General features: G+C 60.3%; 18 protein-coding genes. 16 read left to right on the top strand and 2 right to left on the bottom strand.

Annotation, left to right across the window (positions count from 1 at the left end):
- The 8 genes from ACODSJ_RS09910 to ACODSJ_RS09875 form a co-directional block, all read left to right on the top strand.
- A partial coding sequence (locus tag ACODSJ_RS09910) for a lysozyme family protein (protein WP_489101554.1) occupies window positions 1–721 on the top strand: 721 nt, incomplete at its 5' end.
- On the top strand, window positions 718–1,137 hold the full coding sequence (locus ACODSJ_RS09905; protein WP_489101553.1) for a hypothetical protein: 420 nt from the start codon (window positions 718–720) through the stop codon (window positions 1,135–1,137). The genes ACODSJ_RS09910 and ACODSJ_RS09905, both read left to right, overlap by 4 nt.
- 373 nt (window positions 1,138–1,510) lie before the next feature.
- Window positions 1,511–2,104 carry an NADPH-dependent FMN reductase gene (gene ssuE, locus ACODSJ_RS09900; RefSeq protein WP_489101552.1) on the top strand — a complete coding sequence of 198 codons (594 nt, stop codon included), beginning with the start codon at window positions 1,511–1,513 and terminating at the stop codon, window positions 2,102–2,104.
- A 130-nt stretch (window positions 2,105–2,234) separates the two neighbouring features.
- Complete coding sequence (locus ACODSJ_RS09895; RefSeq protein ID WP_489101551.1) at window positions 2,235–3,200, top strand: sulfonate ABC transporter substrate-binding protein; 966 nt, start codon at window positions 2,235–2,237, stop codon at window positions 3,198–3,200.
- 24 nt (window positions 3,201–3,224) lie between these two features.
- Window positions 3,225–4,373 (top strand): FMNH2-dependent alkanesulfonate monooxygenase, encoded by a 1,149-nt coding sequence (gene ssuD, locus ACODSJ_RS09890; protein ID WP_489101550.1) that lies wholly within the window; start codon window positions 3,225–3,227, stop codon window positions 4,371–4,373.
- Window positions 4,374–4,380: 7 nt separating this feature from the next.
- Window positions 4,381–5,163, top strand: a complete 783-nt coding sequence (gene ssuC, locus ACODSJ_RS09885) for an aliphatic sulfonate ABC transporter permease SsuC (protein ID WP_489101549.1) — start codon at window positions 4,381–4,383, stop codon at window positions 5,161–5,163.
- Window positions 5,160–5,966, top strand: a complete 807-nt coding sequence (gene ssuB / locus ACODSJ_RS09880; protein ID WP_489101548.1) for an aliphatic sulfonates ABC transporter ATP-binding protein — start codon at window positions 5,160–5,162, stop codon at window positions 5,964–5,966. Before ssuC ends, ssuB begins: the two co-directional genes overlap by 4 nt.
- A gap of 105 nt (window positions 5,967–6,071) precedes the next feature.
- Window positions 6,072–6,287 (top strand): TOBE domain-containing protein, encoded by a 216-nt coding sequence (locus ACODSJ_RS09875; protein ID WP_007928303.1) that lies wholly within the window; start codon window positions 6,072–6,074, stop codon window positions 6,285–6,287.
- 69 nt (window positions 6,288–6,356) lie between these two features.
- Here ACODSJ_RS09875 and ACODSJ_RS09870 read toward each other — a convergent pair whose 3' ends face one another.
- Window positions 6,357–6,992 carry a TetR/AcrR family transcriptional regulator gene (locus ACODSJ_RS09870; RefSeq protein ID WP_489101547.1) on the bottom strand — a complete coding sequence of 212 codons (636 nt, stop codon included), beginning with the start codon at window positions 6,990–6,992 and terminating at the stop codon, window positions 6,357–6,359.
- Window positions 6,993–7,225: 233 nt separating this feature from the next.
- Window positions 7,226–8,602, bottom strand: coding sequence for a glutamine synthetase family protein (locus ACODSJ_RS09865; protein ID WP_489101546.1), 1,377 nt, complete (start codon window positions 8,600–8,602; stop codon window positions 7,226–7,228).
- Between the two features lie 278 nt (window positions 8,603–8,880).
- Here ACODSJ_RS09865 and ACODSJ_RS09860 point away from each other — a divergent pair, with 278 nt between their 5' ends.
- From ACODSJ_RS09860 to ACODSJ_RS09825, 8 genes are all read left to right on the top strand, one after another.
- Window positions 8,881–9,267 carry a gamma-glutamyl-gamma-aminobutyrate hydrolase family protein gene (locus ACODSJ_RS09860; RefSeq protein WP_489101545.1) on the top strand — a complete coding sequence of 129 codons (387 nt, stop codon included), beginning with the start codon at window positions 8,881–8,883 and terminating at the stop codon, window positions 9,265–9,267.
- A gap of 42 nt (window positions 9,268–9,309) precedes the next feature.
- Window positions 9,310–10,668 (top strand): glutamine synthetase family protein, encoded by a 1,359-nt coding sequence (locus ACODSJ_RS09855; RefSeq protein WP_489101544.1) that lies wholly within the window; start codon window positions 9,310–9,312, stop codon window positions 10,666–10,668.
- A 58-nt stretch (window positions 10,669–10,726) separates the two neighbouring features.
- Window positions 10,727–12,091 carry an aspartate aminotransferase family protein gene (locus ACODSJ_RS09850; RefSeq protein ID WP_489101543.1) on the top strand — a complete coding sequence of 455 codons (1,365 nt, stop codon included), beginning with the start codon at window positions 10,727–10,729 and terminating at the stop codon, window positions 12,089–12,091.
- A 168-nt stretch (window positions 12,092–12,259) separates the two neighbouring features.
- Window positions 12,260–13,372 (top strand): polyamine ABC transporter substrate-binding protein, encoded by a 1,113-nt coding sequence (locus tag ACODSJ_RS09845; RefSeq protein WP_489101558.1) that lies wholly within the window; start codon window positions 12,260–12,262, stop codon window positions 13,370–13,372.
- A gap of 183 nt (window positions 13,373–13,555) precedes the next feature.
- Window positions 13,556–14,653, top strand: a complete 1,098-nt coding sequence (locus ACODSJ_RS09840) for a polyamine ABC transporter substrate-binding protein (RefSeq protein WP_489101542.1) — start codon at window positions 13,556–13,558, stop codon at window positions 14,651–14,653.
- Between the two features lie 70 nt (window positions 14,654–14,723).
- Window positions 14,724–15,866 (top strand): ABC transporter ATP-binding protein, encoded by a 1,143-nt coding sequence (locus ACODSJ_RS09835; RefSeq protein ID WP_489101541.1) that lies wholly within the window; start codon window positions 14,724–14,726, stop codon window positions 15,864–15,866.
- Complete coding sequence (locus tag ACODSJ_RS09830; protein ID WP_489101540.1) at window positions 15,863–16,783, top strand: ABC transporter permease subunit; 921 nt, start codon at window positions 15,863–15,865, stop codon at window positions 16,781–16,783. The genes ACODSJ_RS09835 and ACODSJ_RS09830 overlap by 4 nt, the downstream gene beginning before the upstream one ends.
- Complete coding sequence (locus ACODSJ_RS09825) at window positions 16,780–17,667, top strand: ABC transporter permease subunit (RefSeq protein ID WP_489101539.1); 888 nt, start codon at window positions 16,780–16,782, stop codon at window positions 17,665–17,667. The genes ACODSJ_RS09830 and ACODSJ_RS09825 overlap by 4 nt, the downstream gene beginning before the upstream one ends.
- The last annotated feature ends 89 nt before the right edge of the window (window positions 17,668–17,756 follow it).

The following is a 17,756-nucleotide window of genomic DNA, read 5'->3' as shown; positions in this document are numbered from 1 at the left end:
GGTGAGGGAGAAAGTTGGGTTGCCGGAGGATGGGAAGGTTTATCACTTTCATCCGGTGGGGATTGGGGGACATTTTTCGGCAGCGATTGATGACAATGATCTGTCATGGTTGAAAGTGCCTTTTGGTCAACTGACCTTTGACGTTGAGGGCAATGATATTGAGGATCCAAATAATCCCTTGTATCGATATTTCAGTCGGGTGGTTCACTGGCCGGGTGGTGCGTCTGGCATAACAATCGGTCGTGGGTACGATCTGGGTCAAAGACCAAATCCTTCTGCGGACCTGTCGGCAGCGGGTATTAAAGAACCCCTGCGGTCGTGGCTGATAGGAGCCAAAGGTTTGGCTGGTCAAACAGCACGTCATTACTTGGAAGCTGCGCCAGATGTTATTAAACAGCAGAAGATTTCAAGAAGGCAGCAATATGACTTGTTTATACCAATTTACGAACACATGAAGGGCGAAATTATAAGAATATCCAGCACGCAATTCAACAAGGAAGAATATGGGCCTCTAAACTGGGGAAGTCTAGATACATGCATTCAAGATATTGCAGTAGATCTTATATATCGAGGTGATTACACCCCTGCAAGCAGAAGCCGCATTCAAAACCCCCTTGTAGAAAACAATACACCCAGAGTCAAAAGAATACTTTCTGATAGAAGTCTGTGGCCAAATGTCCCATTGGACCGCTTTAACAAAAGAAAGGAATATTTAAAATGAATCCTGCACAAACCATAATTAGAGGAATATTTCTGGTCGTGCTGGCGCTCATCGCTTCAAAGGCAATAGCCGAGAGTTCAAGCTTCAGATCAAAAACCTCCCCAGTAATAGGCGGCAATGTACTTAAATTTTTTTTAAACGAGAGAGGGGACTGCGCTATCTTCCAAGCTCTTAATGCAGATGGCTCTAAAGTAAATTCCACCCAGAAAATATGTGGCTTTGAAGGACGGTCTTTTTGGGATGAAGTGACTGACGCCCACTTTTATGATATTTCATTTTCTGAACAAGGAATTGAGTTTTATATAAGCATCACCCCACTTTATCCTATCAAAGAGAAAATAATAAAGTGCTTTGCGCCCATCCATAAAAGCAAGCTGTTGCCCATAAAGTGTAAAAATTTCGCCTTGAATGAATAGGGGGCGAAATCTGTGGGAGCGAGCCTGCTCGCGATGCGATGTGTCGGGCGACGCAGAGTTGTCAGGCCGGACGCCATCGCGAGCAAGCTTTGCTCCCACAATGAAGCTGCGCTGAATTCGATGCTGTGAATACCCCGGAAAACCTGTGGGGGCAAGCTCGCTCCCACAGGGGGGACATGCACTGTGCACCAAGGGTTTTGGCCGTCTCGACGGCCTTTTTTTATGGCCGCGAAAAACCTCCCTTGCATATCTCCATAAAGAATAACCAAATGAATAAATATGATTTATGGATATATAAATCCCCTGATATGGTTTGACCCATGCAGCGAGATCGCCCGCCGCGAATCGCACGTGACAGTTAAGGAAAGTAGGCATGTTGGTCGTCTCACTCGGTGGCAGTCCCAGCCAGCGCTCCCGCTCCGGGGTCCTGCTGGAGCGTTCCCAGCGTTGGTTGCAGCAGCAAGGTGTGGAAGTGGTGAGCTATCAGGTTCGCGACTTTCCGGCAGAGGATCTGCTCCATGCCCGTTTCGACAGCCCCAAGGTGATCGACCTGCTCCAGCAGATCGAAAATGCCGACGGCCTGGTGATCGCCACGCCGGTGTACAAGGCGTCGTTTTCCGGTGCGCTGAAAACCGTGCTGGACCTGCTGCCCGAGCGTGCCTTGCATCACAAAGTGGTGCTCCCTATGGCAACCGGTGGCAGCATCGCCCACATGCTCGCGGTGGATTACGCCCTCAAGCCGGTGTTGTCGGCCCTCAAGGCCCAGGAGATGCTCCAGGGCATTTTTGCCGAAGACAGCCAGATCGCTTATGGCGAAGGCAGCGCCCAGGCGCAGTTGACGCCGGCCCTGCAACAGCGGCTGGACGAAGCCTTGGAGCAATTTCTCGGTGCCATGGCCCGTCGGCCCAAGCCGTTGGCCCCGGGCCTGTTGAACGAACGTTTGTTGAGTGCTCGCTGGAGCATCTGACCCCCAGCAACTCCAGATAGCAACTCCAGATAGCAACTAAAAATAGTATCCCCAGATTCACCTCACCTTACTCAGCCGCCAACGGCCAAGCAGGTGCAGCCAAAACCCCACAGCAAAAAGGAGAGGCGCCATGCGCACTGTCATTTTGCGTCGCGGGCTGGTCGCGCTGTTTGCTGCGGCTGTGTCCTTCGGCGTCATCACCCAGGCTCAAGCCGAGACCTTGCGGATCGGTTATCAGAAATACGGCACCCTGGTGCTGCTCAAGGCCAAGGGTTCGTTGGAAAAGCGTCTCGCCGCCCTTGGCGTGGACGTACAGTGGACCGAGTTCCCCGGCGGTCCGCAGTTGCTGGAAGGCTTGAACGTCGGCTCCATCGACTTCGGCGTCACGGGGGAAACCCCGCCGGTGTTCGCCCAGGCCGCCGGTGCCGATCTGCTTTACGTCGCCTACGAACCCCCGGCGCCTACCAGCGAGGCCATCCTGGTGCCCAAAGGCTCGGCCATCCAGTCGGTGCAAGACCTCAAGGGCAAGAAAATCGCCCTGAACAAAGGCTCCAACGTCCATTACCTGTTGGTGCGAGCGCTGGAAGACGCCGGCCTCAAGTATGCCGACATCCAGACCGTGTTCCTGCCACCGGCCGACGCCCGTGCCGCCTTCGAGCGTGGCAGCGTGGACGCCTGGGTGATCTGGGACCCGTACCAGGCCGCCGCCGAACAACAGCTGCAAGCGCGCACCCTGCGTGACGGCAAGGGCATCGTCGACAACCACCAGTTCTACCTCGCCACCAAGCCCTATGCGCAAAAGCATCCGCAGGTCATCACGACGCTGGTGGAAGAAGTGCGTGCGGTGGGGGAGTGGTCCAGGGCCAATCCTGAAGACGTGACCCGGCAGGTCTCGCCGCTGCTCGGCCTGCCTGCCGACATCACCCTGACGTCGGTGAAGCGCCAAGGCTACGGGGCGCTGTTCCTCACGCCCGAGGTGGTGGCCGCTCAGCAGAAGATTGCCGACAGCTTCTACCAGCTCAAGTTGATTCCCAAGCCCTTGAGCATCAAGGACGTGATCTGGACGCCGCCGGCGGCCGTTGCGAAAGCGCAGTAATCCGATTCCTTAGGAGACCACTCCATGAGCCTCAATATTTTCTGGTTCCTGCCCACCCATGGCGACGGCCATTACCTTGGCACTGCCGAAGGCGCCCGCGCAGTTGATCACGGTTACTTGCAACAGGTCGCCCAAGCGGCGGATCGACTGGGTTTCGGCGGCGTGCTGATCCCCACCGGGCGCTCCTGCGAGGACTCCTGGCTGGTGGCCGCTTCGCTGATTCCGGTGACCCAGCGCCTGAAGTTCCTCGTTGCCCTGCGCCCCGGGATCATTTCCCCGACGGTGGCAGCGCGTCAGGCTGCGACCCTCGACCGGTTGTCCGGCGGTCGGGCGTTGTTCAACCTGGTGACCGGTGGTGATCCGGATGAGCTGGCCGGCGACGGCCTGTTCCTCGACCACGAGGCGCGCTACCAGGCGTCGGTGGAATTCACCCGCATCTGGCGCCGAGTGCTGGAGGGCGAGACCGTGGATTACGACGGCGAGCACATCAGCGTGAAGGGTGCGAAGTTGCTTTATCCACCGATCCAGCAACCGCGTCCGCCGCTGTACTTTGGTGGCTCGTCGGAAGCGGCCCAGGACCTGGCCGCCGAGCAGGTGGACATGGTGTTGACCTGGGGCGAGCCGCCGGCGGCGGTGGCCGAAAAGATCGAGCAAGTGCGGGCCAAGGCCGCCAAGTTGGGGCGAACCGTGCGTTTTGGCATCCGCCTGCACGTGATCGTGCGCGAGACCAACGCCGAAGCCTGGCAAGCGGCTGACCGGCTGATTTCCCACTTGGACGACGACACCATCGCCCGGGCCCAGGCCTCCCTGGCGCGCTTCGATTCGGTGGGCCAGCAACGCATGGCCGCCCTGCACGGTGGCCGTCGCGACAAGCTGGAGGTCAGCCCCAACCTCTGGGCGGGTGTCGGCCTGGTGCGTGGCGGCGCCGGCACGGCGCTGGTGGGCGATGGGCCGACGGTGGCGGCGCGGATCAAGGAATACGCCGGGCTGGGGATCGACACCTTCATCTTCTCCGGTTATCCACACCTGGAAGAATCCTATCGCGTGGCGGAACTGCTGTTTCCACACCTGGACGTGGAGCGCCCGCAGTTGCCGAAGAGCCAGGGCTACGTGAGCCCGTTCGGTGAGATGGTCGCCAACGACATCTTGCCCAAAGCCGCGTCACAGAGCTGAGGCGGCCATGAAGAAAATCATCCACAACCTGGCGCCCTGGGCGGTGCCGCTGCTGTTGCTGGCGGTGTGGCAGCTGTCGGTGTCGGCCGGCTGGCTGTCCACGCGGATCCTGCCGGCACCGGTGGCGGTGATCGAAGCCGGGGTCAACCTGGTGCGCAGCGGCGAGATCTGGACGCACCTGGCTATCAGCGGCTGGCGCGCAGCGGTCGGCTTCCTGATCGGCGGGAGCATCGGCCTGACGCTGGGGTTCATCACCGGCCTGTCGAAATGGGGTGAGCGCCTGCTGGACAGTTCGGTGCAGATGGTGCGCAACGTGCCGCACCTGGCGCTGATCCCGTTGGTGATCCTGTGGTTCGGCATCGACGAGTCGGCGAAGATTTTCCTCGTGGCGCTCGGCACGCTGTTTCCCATTTACCTCAATACCTACCACGGCATTCGCAATGTCGACCCGGCGCTGGTGGAGATGTCCCGCAGCTACGGCTTGTCCGGCTTGCGCCTGTTTCGCCAGGTGATCCTGCCGGGTGCGTTGCCGTCGATCCTGGTGGGCGTGCGCTTTGCCCTGGGCTTCATGTGGCTGACGCTGATCGTGGCGGAAACCATCTCGGCCAGCTCCGGCATCGGCTACCTGGCGATGAACGCCCGCGAGTTCCTGCAAACCGACGTGGTGGTGCTGGCGATTCTGCTGTACGCCGTCCTCGGCAAATTGGCCGACCTTGCCGCCCGTGGGCTGGAGCGGGTCTGGTTGCGCTGGCACCCGGCGTATCAGGTGGGCAGGGGAGGTGCCGCATGACCGCGCAACAACTACCGCGCCTGCTACAGGGCATTCCCCTGGTGGTGCGCAAACTGCAAAAAACCTTCGGCAGCCGTCAGGTGCTGCGGGACATCGACCTGCACATTCCGGCCGGGCAATTCGTTGCGGTGGTCGGCCGCAGCGGCTGCGGCAAAAGTACCTTGCTGCGCTTGCTCGCAGGCCTGGATCAGCCCACGGCCGGCCAATTGTTGGCGGGTTCGGCAGCGTTGAGTGCCGCCCGGGAAGACACCCGGTTGATGTTCCAGGAAGCGCGTTTGTTGCCGTGGAAAAAAATCATCGACAACGTCGGTCTTGGCTTGAAGGGCAATTGGCGCCCGCAAGCATTACAGGCACTGGAGGCGGTGGGCCTGGTCGACCGCGCCCATGAATGGCCGGCGGCATTATCCGGCGGACAGAAGCAACGGGTGGCCCTGGCGCGCGCGCTGATTCACCAACCGCGCCTGCTGTTGCTCGACGAGCCGCTGGGGGCGCTGGATGCCCTGACCCGCATCGAAATGCAGCAACTGATCGAACGCCTGTGGCAACAACATGGATTCACCGTGCTGCTGGTGACCCACGACGTCAGCGAAGCGGTGGCGACCGCCGACCGGGTGATCCTGATCGAAGATGGCCAGGTCGGCCTCGACCTGGCCATCGACCTGCCGCGCCCACGGGTTCGCGGCTCCCATCGGCTGGCGGCCCTGGAAACCGAAGTCCTCAATCGCGTGCTGTCCTTGCCCGGCCAACCGCCGGAACCCGAACCCGTTTCACCCTTGCCCACGCAGTTGCGGTGGGCGCAATGAAGCAGCTTCAAGCGGCAAGCTACAAGCTGCAAGAAGAAGCGCGTGCTTTTACTTGCAGCTTGTAGCTCGAAGCTTGCAGCTCATTTCGACCCCAGGAGAAATCGTATGACTATCAAAGCCATCAACGTACGCAACCAGTTCAAAGGCACCATCAAGGAAATCGTCGAAGGCGACGTGCTGTCGGAAATCGACGTGCAGACCGCTTCGGGCATCGTCACCTCGGTGATCACCACCCGCTCGGTCAGGGAATTGGAACTGGCGATCGGCAGCGAAGTGATCGCCTTCGTCAAATCCACCGAAGTGTCTATCGCCAAATTGTGAGCGAAGCTTCACCCGCAGCCCCGGACGGCGTGAGCCCTCCGGGGCTTTTGGGGTTTTACAATGCGTGGATCAGGGCGCTTCGCGCTTGGGCAGGTACGGCGGCAGGTACAACCCCAGGTACGCGTCGAACACCCGCATGCCTTCTTCGGCCAGGCGTGGGGTGATCTGGCCGTGTTGCTGCACGGAGCGGGCGTAGACGCGGTCGCCCAGTTCCATGGCCAGGGCAAACACATCGATGTCTTCAGGCAGTTTCGGCAGTTCGAAATGCCGGTTGAACAGCTTGTGCATCAAGTCGCCCAGTTCGACGTCATGCTGGCGGTCGGCCTGGGTGACTTCGGTCAGGCCGTGCTGGGTCAGGATCAACTGGCGGGCGGCCGTGTCCTGGTCGTAAAGGGTCAACATCCGTTGTTCCACCAACCGTGACAGGTCGCGCCAGTGGTTCAGTGCCTGGTGATCGATGGGCACTTGCAGGCACGCGCGGAACGCGGCGTGGACATCGGCGGTCAGGGCTTGCAACAGGGCCGGGACGCTGGCGAAGAAGTGATAGACGGAGGAGGGCGGGATCCCGGCGCGCTCGGCAACACCATAGATCGACAGGCCGGCCACGCCGTCGGCGGCCAGCAACGTGCGGGCGGCATCGAGAATCGAATCGATCCGGGCCTGGCTGCGGGCGCGAGGTTTACGCGGGGTGGCGGTGCGGGTCATGGAGGTCTCCTGCGGGGCTGCCGGGCATTGTACGAGTCGGGTCCGGGGTTGTCTGCCAGGCCGTCATCGCGGGCAAGCCATGCTCCCACAGAGAGATGCATTGCAATGATCACAAAGAATCCTGTGGGAGCTGAGCTTGCTCGCGATCCGCCGAAGGCGGCCATTTCCCCCAAAGCCCCAAAAGAAAACGCCGCAGCCCTGAAGGCCTGCGGCGTTTTCTTCACTGCAACCGCTTACACGGTATGCAGGTACCAGTTGTACTCAAGGTCGGAGATGGAGTGTTCGAACTCCTCCAGCTCGCTCTCCTTGCAGGCCACGAAGATGTCGATGTATTTCGGATCGATGTACCGGGCCATGACTTCGCTGTCGTCCAGCTCGCGCAGGGCATCGCGCAAGTTGTTCGGCAGGCTCTGCTCGTTCTGCTCGTAGCTGTTGCCTTCCACCGGAGCACCGGGCTCGATCTTGTTGACCAGGCCATGGTGCACACCTGCGAGCACGGAGGCCATCAGCAGGTACGGGTTGGCGTCGGCGCCGGCAACGCGATGTTCCAGGCGCACGGCATCGGCGGCGCCGGTGGGTACGCGCAGGGCGACGGTGCGGTTGTCCAGGCCCCAGGAAGGCGAATTCGGCACATAGAACTGAGCACCGAAGCGACGGTAGGAGTTGACGTTCGGGCAGAGGAACGCCATCTGGGCCGGCAGGGTCTCGAGCACACCGCCGATCGCGTGGCGCAGCGCGGCGTTCTGCTCGGGATCCTCGCTGGCAAAAATATTCTTGCCATCCTTGTCCAGAATCGAGATGTGGACGTGCAGACCATTGCCCGCCTGGCCCGGATAGGGCTTGGCCATGAAGGTGGTGTCCATTTCATGGTCGTAGGCGATGTTCTTGATCAGGCGCTTGAGCAGAACGGCGTAGTCGCAGGCCTTGATCGGGTCGGCGACGTGGTGCAGGTTCACTTCGAACTGCGCCGGGGCACTTTCCTTGACGATGGCGTCGGCAGGAATGCCTTGCTCCTTGGCGCCTTCGAGAATGTCCTGGAGGCAATCGACGTATTCGTCGAGGTCGTCGATCAGGTAGACCTGTGTCGAGTGCGGGCGCTTGCCGGAGATCGGCGAGCGCGGCGGTTGCGGGCGTCCATTCACGTTCTCCTGGTCGATCAGGTAGAACTCCAGCTCGAAGGCGGCACAGATGGTCAGGCCCAGCTCATCGAATTTGGCCACGACCTGGCGCAGGACTTCGCGAGGGTCGGCGAAGAAAGGTTCGCCTTCGAGTTCGTGCATGGTCATCAGCAGTTGCGCGGTCGGGCGCTTCTGCCAGGGTTCGTTGGAGAGGGTGCCGGGGATGGGGTAGCAGATGCGGTCGGCATCGCCGATGTCCAGGCCCAGGCCGGTGCTTTCCACCGTAGAGCCGTTGATATCCAGGGCAAATAAAGAGGCCGGCAGGTTGATGCCTTTCTCGTAAACCTTGTGGAGGCTGGTGCGTTCAATGCGCTTGCCGCGCACCACACCATTCATATCCGCAATCAGAAGGTCAACGTACAGAACCTCAGGATGTTCCTTAAGGAACGCGTTCGCTTCGTTAAGCTGAACGGCACGCGGGGGTACCGACATGATGCAACACCTTTGTTGTTAAAAATATCAATCATTGATCTTTTCGAAAGCCAGTCAACCCGAACGGCATGCCGAAGTCAAGCGAGGCCTTTTTTGCCCCAAAAATGCACCTGAGGGGCTTTTTTGAGGCAATTTAGGGCGTTTTTTTCCCTTTATGGGGCCTGCCGCCCGCAGGCTTGAGCGGGCCATGTTGTATTTTTTACGGGGGTGTTGTGTAAAAAAATGAACAAGGCTAAGCTCGATTCAAACCCATAACAGCAATAATATCGGGGTGCTTCATGTCTCGCCTGCCGTTAATCGGCGTTACCACCTGCTCCAGGCAGGTGGGGCTGCATGCTGATCTCATCAGTGGCAATCACTGTTCCCGGGCTGCCGCGACAGCCGCCCCGGGCATGCTCTCATCCCTGGCGGATCCGGCCCCGCCGTCCGATATTCTGGACGCCCAGGCCGGCATTCTTTTTGCCAGCCTTCCTTTAAATGTAGAACTTTTCCATGAACATCATCAGGGAACCGTCCAAGGGGCGGATGCCGTTCATGACGCTGCCAGAGAAGCCCAATGGGCGGTAAGCTCTAATCCGCACTACCTTGCGATTTTCCAGGCATTTGGCGATGCCTGCCGAGCAAGGGCAATACAACGCGACGCCGACGCGTCAAACAACGCCTGACTACTGATCGGCAGTCAGGAAACTCAAAGCCTAGAGGCATTTATGAGTAACAACCTCGACCAGCTCACCGATTGGTTGAAAGACCACAAGATCACAGAAGTCGAATGCATGATTGGCGACCTGACCGGTATCACCCGGGGCAAGATCTCGCCGACCAACAAGTTCATTGCCGAAAAAGGCATGCGCCTGCCCGAGAGCGTCCTGCTCCAGACCGTGACGGGCGACTATGTCGAAGACGACATCTATTACGAACTGCTCGACCCTGCCGACATCGACATGATGTGCCGCCCGGACGAGAACGCAGTATTCCTCGTGCCCTGGGCCATCGAGCCCACCGCCCAGGTCATCCACGACGTCTACGACAAGCAGGGCAACCCCATCGAGCTGTCGCCGCGCAACGTGCTCAAGAAGGTGCTCAAGCTCTACGCCGACAAGGGCTGGCAGCCGATCGTCGCGCCGGAAATGGAGTTCTACCTGACCAAGCGTAGCGACGACCCGGACTTCCCGCTGCAACCGCCGATTGGCCGTTCCGGTCGCCCGGAAACCGGTCGCCAGTCTTTCTCGATCGAAGCGGCCAACGAATTCGATCCGCTGTTCGAAGACGTCTACGACTGGTGCGAACTGCAAGAGCTGGACCTCGACACCCTGATCCACGAGGACGGCACGGCGCAGATGGAAATCAACTTCCGTCATGGCGACGCCCTGTCCCTGGCCGACCAGATCCTGGTGTTCAAGCGCACCATGCGCGAGGCGGCGCTCAAGCACAACGTGGCCGCGACCTTCATGGCCAAGCCCATGACCGGCGAGCCGGGCAGTGCGATGCACCTGCACCAGAGCATCATCGACAGGGACACCGGCCGGAACGTCTTCTCCAATGAAGACGGGACCATGAGCGAACTGTTCCTGCAGCACATCGGCGGCTTGCAGAAGTTCATCCCCGAGCTGCTGCCGCTGTTTGCGCCCAACGTCAACTCGTTCCGCCGCTTCCTGCCGGACACCTCGGCACCAGTGAACGTGGAGTGGGGCGAAGAGAACCGCACCGTGGGCCTGCGTGTGCCGGACGCCGGGCCGCAGAACCGTCGCGTGGAAAACCGCTTGCCGGGCGCCGATGCCAACCCGTACCTGGCGATTGCCGCCAGCCTGCTGTGTGGCTTCATCGGCATGGTCGAAGGCATCAACCCGAGCGCGCCGGTGGTGGGCCGTGGCTACGAGCGTCGCAACCTGCGCTTGCCGCTGACCATCGAAGACGCCCTGGAACGCATGGAAAACAGCACCACCATCGAGAAATACCTGGGCAAGAAATTCATCACAGGCTACGTCGCGGTCAAGCGGGCCGAGCATGAAAACTTCAAGCGCATCATCAGTTCGTGGGAGCGGGAATTCCTGCTCTTTGCCGTCTGAAGCGTCGGGCGAGGCGGTTTCCGGCCGCCTCGCCCCCTCGATATAAAGGAGAATTCGCATGACCCGCAACAACCCGCAAACCCGTGAATGGCAGACCCTGAGCAACGATCATCACTTGGCGCCGTTCAGCGATTTCAAGCAGCTCAAAGAGAAAGGCCCGCGCATCATCACCCACGCCAACGGCGTCTATCTCTGGGACAGCGAAGGCAACAAGATCCTCGACGGCATGGCCGGCCTCTGGTGCGTTGCCGTCGGTTATGGCCGCGAGGAACTGGCCGAAGCGGCCAGCCAGCAAATGCGCGAGTTGCCGTACTACAACCTGTTCTTCCAGACGGCGCACCCGCCCGCGCTGGAACTGTCCAAGGCCATCGCCGACATTGCCCCCGAAGGCATGAACCATGTGTTCTTCACCGGTTCCGGCTCCGAAGGCAACGACACCATGTTGCGGATGGTCCGCCACTATTGGGCGATCAAGGGCCAGCCCAACAAGAAAGTCATCATCAGCCGCAAGAATGGCTATCACGGTTCGACCGTGGCCGGCGCGAGCCTGGGCGGCATGACGTATATGCACGAACAGGGCGATTTGCCGATCCCCGGCATCGTCCACATCGCCCAGCCGTACTGGTTCGGCGAGGGCGGCGACATGAGCCCCGAGGCGTTCGGGGTGTGGGCGGCCAATCAGCTGGAAGAGAAGATCCTGGAAATCGGCGTGGACAACGTCGGTGCCTTCATCGCCGAGCCGATCCAGGGCGCCGGCGGGGTGATCGTGCCGCCGGACAGCTACTGGCCGCGCATGAAGGAGATCCTCGCCAAGTACGACATCCTGTTCGTGGCCGACGAAGTGATCTGCGGGTTCGGCCGTACCGGCGCGTGGTTCGGCACTGACCACTACGGGTTGAAGCCGCACATGATGACCATCGCCAAGGGCCTGACGTCCGGCTACATCCCCATGGGTGGGCTGATCGTGCGTGACGACGTGGTGGCGGTGCTCAATGAAGGCGGCGATTTCAACCACGGCTTTACCTATTCCGGTCACCCGGTGGCCGCCGCGGTGGCCCTGGAAAACATCCGCATCCTGCGCGACGAGAAGATCATCGAGCGCGTCCACGACGAAACGGCACCCTATTTGCAGAAGCGTCTGCGGGAGCTGAACGACCATCCGCTGGTGGGCGAAGTGCGCGGCGTCGGTTTGCTGGGGGCGATCGAACTGGTCCAGGACAAGGCCACGCGCAAGCGCTATGAAGGCAAGGGCGTGGGCATGATCTGCCGGCAGTTCTGCTTCGACAACGGGCTGATCATGCGCGCCGTGGGCGACACCATGATCATTGCGCCGCCGCTGGTGATCAGCAAGGACGAGATCGACGAGCTGGTGACCAAGGCGCGCAAGTGCCTGGACCTGACGCTCAGTGCATTGCAAGGCTAAGTGCTAGGCTCAGAGCGGGGTGCCTGCGCGGGCCTCGCCCAGTGCGAATAAAGGCTGGGCTTGTGTTGTAAGCCTGCCCCGTAACTTGCCAGACTACCCGCGCTGCGAGCTGGCTACTGAACGTGGCTAAAAAGAATAACTGGAGCATTTTTCATGAAGGCATTAGGCATGAAGACATTAGGTAGGAAGATAGCTGGCAAGACCCTCCTCGCCATGTCCTTGATGGGCGTGATGGCGGGCGCCGTTCAGGCGGACGATAAAGTGCTGCACGTTTACAACTGGTCCGACTACATCGCGCCGGATACCGTCGCCAAGTTCGAAAAAGAGTCGGGGATCAAAGTCGTCTACGACGTGTTCGACAGCAACGAAACGCTGGAAGCCAAGCTGCTGGCGGGCAAGTCCGGCTATGACGTCGTGGTGCCGTCGAACAACTTCCTGGCCAAGCAGATCAAGGCCGGGGTCTACCAGAAGCTCGACAAGTCCAAGTTGCCTAACTGGAAAAACCTCAACACCGACCTGCTCAAGGCCGTATCGGTGAGCGACCCGGGCAACGAACACGCGTTCCCGTACATGTGGGGTTCGATCGGCATCGGTTTCAACCCCGAGAAGGTCAAGGCCGCGCTGGGTGCCGACGCACCGACCAATTCGTGGGACCTGCTGTTCAAGCCGGAAAACGCGGCCAAGCTGAAGTCCTGCGGCATCAGCTTCCTCGACTCGCCGACCGAAATGATCCCGGTGGCCCTGCACTACCTGGGCTATCCGACCGACAGCCAGGACAAGAAGCAACTGGCTGAAGCCGAGGCGCTGTTCCTCAAGATCCGTCCATCGATCAGCTACTTCCACTCCTCCAAGTACATCTCCGACCTGGCCAACGGCAATATCTGCGTAGCTGTCGGTTACTCGGGCGACGTCTACCAGGCCAAGTCCCGTGCGGCTGAAGCCGGTGGCAAGGTCAAGGTCAGCTACAACATTCCGAAGGAAGGTGCTGGCAGCTTCTTCGACATGGTCGCCATCCCTAAAGATGCCGAAAACGTCGAAGGGGCCTACAAGTTCATGACCTTCCTGCAGAAGCCGGAAATCATGGCGGAAATCACCGACACCGTGAGCTTCCCGAACGGCAACGCGGCCTCGACCCCGTTGGTCAACAAGGACATCACCAGCGACCCGGGCATCTACCCGCCGGCCGAGGTGCAGGCCAAGCTCTACGCGATTGCCGACCTGCCAGCCGCCACCCAGCGGATCCTGACCCGCAGCTGGACCAAGATCAAATCCGGTAAATAAGCCGGCTTGAAGCACTGTCCTGTTGTCGCTGTCATCGCGGTGGCGGCAACAGGAACAATAAATAATTAAAAGTTTTGCTGGATCGGTTTATCGAGGGTAAGTTGCGCGCCGGTTTTGTTGCAGGGTCCGTCGTGGCCAAGTAACGGGGGCAACTTGGGCCCAACTATTCAAGAGGACCTCCACGTGCCAGTCTTTTCTTTGTTACGCAACGCCTTGCTGGTTGGTGCCGGCCTGACGCTCGCTGTCAGTGTCCAGGCGGCTTCCACCGTGCATATTTATAACTGGTCGGACTACATCGGCGAGACCACCCTGGCGGATTTCGAAAAAGCCACGGGCATCAAGCCGGTGTATGACGTGTTCGATTCCAACGAAACCCTGGAAGGCAAGTTGCTGGCCGGTCGCACCGGTTACGACGTGGTCGTGCCGTCCAACCACTTCCTGGGCAAGCAGATCAAGGCCGGGGCCTTCCAGAAACTCGACAAGGCGCAGTTGCCGAACTACGCCAACCTGGACCCCCAGTTGCTCAAGCGCCTGGAAAAGAATGACCCGGGCAACCAGTACGCCGTGCCTTACCTGTGGGGCACCAACGGCATCGGCTACAACGTCGAGAAGATCAAGGCCGTACTGGGTGTCGACAAGATCGACTCCTGGGCCATGCTGTTCGAGCCGGAAAACATCAAGAAACTGTCCAGCTGTGGCGTCTCGTTCCTCGATTCGGGCGATGAGATGATTCCGGCGATGCTCAACTACCTGGGCCTGAACCCCAACAGCGAAGACCCCGAAGACTACAAGAAGGCCGAGGCCCAGCTCCTCAAGATCCGGCCTTACGTGACCTACTTCAACTCCTCCAAGTACATCTCCGATCTGGCCAACGGCGAGATCTGCGTGGCCGCCGGTTTCTCCGGCGACATTTTCCAGGCCCGTTCACGTGCCAGCGAAGCCGGCAAGGGCGTCGAAATCGCCTACGTGATCCCCAAGGAAGGGGGCAACCTCTGGTTCGACATGCTGGCGATCCCACGCGACGCCAGCAACGTCAAGCAAGCGCACGCTTTCATCAATTATCTGCTCAAGCCCGAGGTGATCGCCCAGGTCAGCGACACCGTCGGCTACGCCAACCCGAACCCCAAGGCGGGCGAGCTGATGGACCAGAAGGTCCGCACCGACGAAGCGGTCTACCCGCCACAAGCGGTCGTCGACAAGCTTTACGTCAACTCCGAGTTGCCGCCCAAGATTCAACGACTCATGACCCGCAGCTGGACCAAGGTCAAGTCGGGTAAATAGCGTTAAACGCTCTAACTATCGAAGGTTCGCCCGCGTGGGGCGAACTGCAAATTCTGTGGGAGTTTCGTAAATGGCAGTTGCCTCCGGCGCCTATAAGAAAGCCCTCGAGGGCGATCAGACACCCAAGCAGGTGTTGGTCAAAATCGACCGGGTCACGAAAAAATTCGACGAGACGATTGCCGTGGACGATGTGTCCCTGGAAATCAGGAAGGGCGAGATCTTCGCCTTGCTCGGCGGGTCGGGATCGGGCAAATCCACCTTGCTGCGTATGCTGGCCGGTTTCGAACGGCCCACGGAAGGGCGCATTTTCCTCGACGGCGTGGACATCACCGACATGCCGCCGTACGAGCGACCGATCAACATGATGTTCCAGTCCTACGCCTTGTTCCCCCACATGACCGTGGCGCAGAACATTGCCTTCGGCCTGCAGCAGGACAAGATCCCCAAGGCCGAGATCGATGCCCGCGTGACGGAAATGCTCAAGCTGGTGCAGATGAGCCAGTACGCCAAGCGCAAGCCGCACCAGCTCTCCGGCGGCCAGCGCCAGCGCGTGGCCCTGGCCCGTTCGCTGGCCAAGCGGCCCAAGCTGTTGCTGCTCGACGAGCCGATGGGCGCCCTGGACAAGAAGCTGCGCTCGCAGATGCAACTGGAGCTGGTGGAGATCATCGAGCGGGTCGGCGTGACCTGCGTGATGGTGACCCACGACCAGGAAGAGGCCATGACCATGGCCGAGCGCATCGCGATCATGCACCTGGGCTGGATCGCCCAGATCGGCAGCCCGATCGACATCTACGAAACCCCGACCAGCCGGCTGGTCTGCGAGTTCATCGGCAACGTCAACATCTTCGAGACCGAAGTGGTGGACGACGCCGAAGGCCATGCGGTGCTGACCTGCAAGGACCTGGACCGCAGCATCTACGTGGGCCACGGCATCAGCACTTCGGTGCAGGACAAGTCCGTGACCTACGCCATTCGCCCGGAAAAACTGCTGGTCACCGCCCAGCAGCCGACCTGCGACCACAACTGGTCCAGCGGCAAGGTCCATGACATCGCTTACCTGGGCGGCCATTCGGTGTTCTACGTCGAGCTGCCGAGCGGCAAGCTGGTGCAGTCGTTCGTGGCCAACGCCGAGCGCCGCGGCCAGCGGCCGACCTGGGGCGACCAGGTGTTCGTCTGGTGGGAAGACGACAGCGGCGTGGTACTTCGCTCATGAACCTGCGCAAACTCAAACGCCGACTCGATCGAATAACGCCCGGTGGCCGTCAACTGGTCATCGGGGTGCCCTTCATCTGGTTGTTCCTGTTCTTCATGCTGCCGTTCTTCATCGTCCTGAAGATCAGCTTCGCCGAAGCCGACGTGGCCATCCCGCCGTATACCGAGATCTACAGCTACGTCGACCAGAAACTGCAGATCCTGCTCAACCTCGCTAACTACACGATGCTGAGCGAGGACGAGTTGTACATCGCCGCCTACCTCGGTTCGCTGAAGATGGCGCTGATCAGCACCGCGTTGTGCCTGTTGATCGGCTACCCGATGGCCTATGGCATTGCCAACGCCCGCAAGGAAACCCAGACAGTCCTGGTGCTGCTGATCATGATGCCGACCTGGACCGCGATCCTGATTCGCGTCTACGCGTGGATGGGCATCCTCAGCAACAACGGCCTGCTCAACGGGTTCCTGCTGAGCATGGGCTGGATCAGCGAACCGTTGCAGATCCTCAACACCAACCTGGCGGTGTACATCGGTGTCGTCTACTCGTACCTGCCCTTCATGATCCTGCCGCTCTACGCCAACCTGGTGAAACATGACGCCAGCCTGTTGGAAGCCGCGTCGGACCTGGGGTCGAGCACCTTCAACAGTTTCTGGAAAATCACCGTGCCGCTGTCCAAGAACGGCATCATCGCCGGCTGCATGCTGGTGTTCATCCCGGTGGTGGGCGAGTTCGTGATCCCGGAACTGCTGGGCGGCCCGGAAACCCTGATGATCGGCAAAGTGCTGTGGCAGGAATTCTTCAACAACCGTGACTGGCCGGTGGCGTCTGCCCTGGCGGTGGTGATGCTGGCGATCCTGATCGTGCCCATCATTCTGTTCAACCGCAGTCAGGCCAAGGAAATGGAGGGCAAGGAATGAAGCGCTTGCGATTTTCAAACCTGATGCTGGTGCTGGGGTTGCTGTTTATTTATGCACCGATGGTGATCTTGGTGATCTTCTCGTTCAACGCCTCGAAACTGGTGACGGTGTGGGGCGGTTGGTCGATCAAATGGTACGTCGGCCTGCTGGACAACACGCAGTTGATGGGGTCGGTGTTGCGCTCGCTGGAGATCGCCTGCTACACGGCGGTCGCGGCGGTCGCCCTGGGGACGCTGGCCGCTTTCGTGCTGACCCGCATCACCCGCTTCAAGGGCCGCACGCTGTTCGGCGGCCTGGTCACCGCGCCGTTGGTGATGCCGGAAGTGATCACCGGCCTGTCGCTGTTGCTGCTGTTCGTGGCGATGGCGCAGATGATCGGCTGGCCCCAGGAGCGTGGCATCGTCACGATCTGGATCGCCCACACCACGTTCTGTGCGGCTTATGTGGCGGTGGTGGTGTCGTCGCGCTTGCGTGAGCTGGACCTGTCCATCGAAGAAGCGGCCATGGACTTGGGCGCGCGGCCGTGGAAAGTGTTTTTCTTGATCACCATCCCGATGATCGCGCCGTCGCTGGCGGCGGGCGGCATGATGTCGTTCGCGTTGTCCCTGGATGACCTGGTGCTGGCGAGCTTCGTCTCCGGCCCCGGTTCGACGACCTTGCCGATGGAAGTCTTCTCGGCGGTACGTTTGGGGGTCAAGCCGGAGATCAACGCCGTGGCAAGCCTGATCCTGCTGGCGGTGTCGCTGGTGACCTTCCTGGTCTGGTACTTCAGCCGTCGCGCCGAAGAAAACCGCAAGCGCGCGATCCAGCAAGCCATCGAAGAAAGCGCCGCCGACTCTTGGAAACAACCGGAAGTACGCCGGGCGACAGCCGTTCAGGCCTGAGTGCGGTGACTGTGGCGAGGGAGCTTGCTCCCGCTGGGCTGCGCAGCGGCCCCAAAAACAGGGCCGCTTCGCGCCCCAGCGGGAGCAAG

It is taken from the genome of Pseudomonas sp. FG6 (genome assembly GCF_057809015.1).
Note: the sequence above shows the minus strand (reverse complement) of the source record. Positions and strands in the feature narration are given on the sequence as shown.

Bases quoted from the DNA above. Each gene is read 5' to 3' on its own strand.
- ACODSJ_RS09905 (WP_489101553.1), top strand. From the start codon at position 718: ATGAATCCTGCACAAACCATAATTAGAGGAATATTTCTGGTCGTGCTG.
- ssuE (WP_489101552.1), top strand. From the start codon at position 1,511: ATGTTGGTCGTCTCACTCGGTGGCAGTCCCAGCCAGCGCTCCCGCTCC.
- ACODSJ_RS09895 (WP_489101551.1), top strand. From the start codon at position 2,235: ATGCGCACTGTCATTTTGCGTCGCGGGCTGGTCGCGCTGTTTGCTGCG.
- ssuD (WP_489101550.1), top strand. From the start codon at position 3,225: ATGAGCCTCAATATTTTCTGGTTCCTGCCCACCCATGGCGACGGCCAT.
- ssuC (WP_489101549.1), top strand. From the start codon at position 4,381: ATGAAGAAAATCATCCACAACCTGGCGCCCTGGGCGGTGCCGCTGCTG.
- ssuB (WP_489101548.1), top strand. From the start codon at position 5,160: ATGACCGCGCAACAACTACCGCGCCTGCTACAGGGCATTCCCCTGGTG.
- ACODSJ_RS09875 (WP_007928303.1), top strand. From the start codon at position 6,072: ATGACTATCAAAGCCATCAACGTACGCAACCAGTTCAAAGGCACCATC.
- ACODSJ_RS09870 (WP_489101547.1), bottom strand. From the start codon at position 6,992: ATGACCCGCACCGCCACCCCGCGTAAACCTCGCGCCCGCAGCCAGGCC.
- ACODSJ_RS09865 (WP_489101546.1), bottom strand. From the start codon at position 8,602: ATGTCGGTACCCCCGCGTGCCGTTCAGCTTAACGAAGCGAACGCGTTC.
- ACODSJ_RS09860 (WP_489101545.1), top strand. From the start codon at position 8,881: ATGTCTCGCCTGCCGTTAATCGGCGTTACCACCTGCTCCAGGCAGGTG.
- ACODSJ_RS09855 (WP_489101544.1), top strand. From the start codon at position 9,310: ATGAGTAACAACCTCGACCAGCTCACCGATTGGTTGAAAGACCACAAG.
- ACODSJ_RS09850 (WP_489101543.1), top strand. From the start codon at position 10,727: ATGACCCGCAACAACCCGCAAACCCGTGAATGGCAGACCCTGAGCAAC.
- ACODSJ_RS09845 (WP_489101558.1), top strand. From the start codon at position 12,260: ATGAAGACATTAGGTAGGAAGATAGCTGGCAAGACCCTCCTCGCCATG.
- ACODSJ_RS09835 (WP_489101541.1), top strand. From the start codon at position 14,724: ATGGCAGTTGCCTCCGGCGCCTATAAGAAAGCCCTCGAGGGCGATCAG.
- ACODSJ_RS09830 (WP_489101540.1), top strand. From the start codon at position 15,863: ATGAACCTGCGCAAACTCAAACGCCGACTCGATCGAATAACGCCCGGT.
- ACODSJ_RS09825 (WP_489101539.1), top strand. From the start codon at position 16,780: ATGAAGCGCTTGCGATTTTCAAACCTGATGCTGGTGCTGGGGTTGCTG.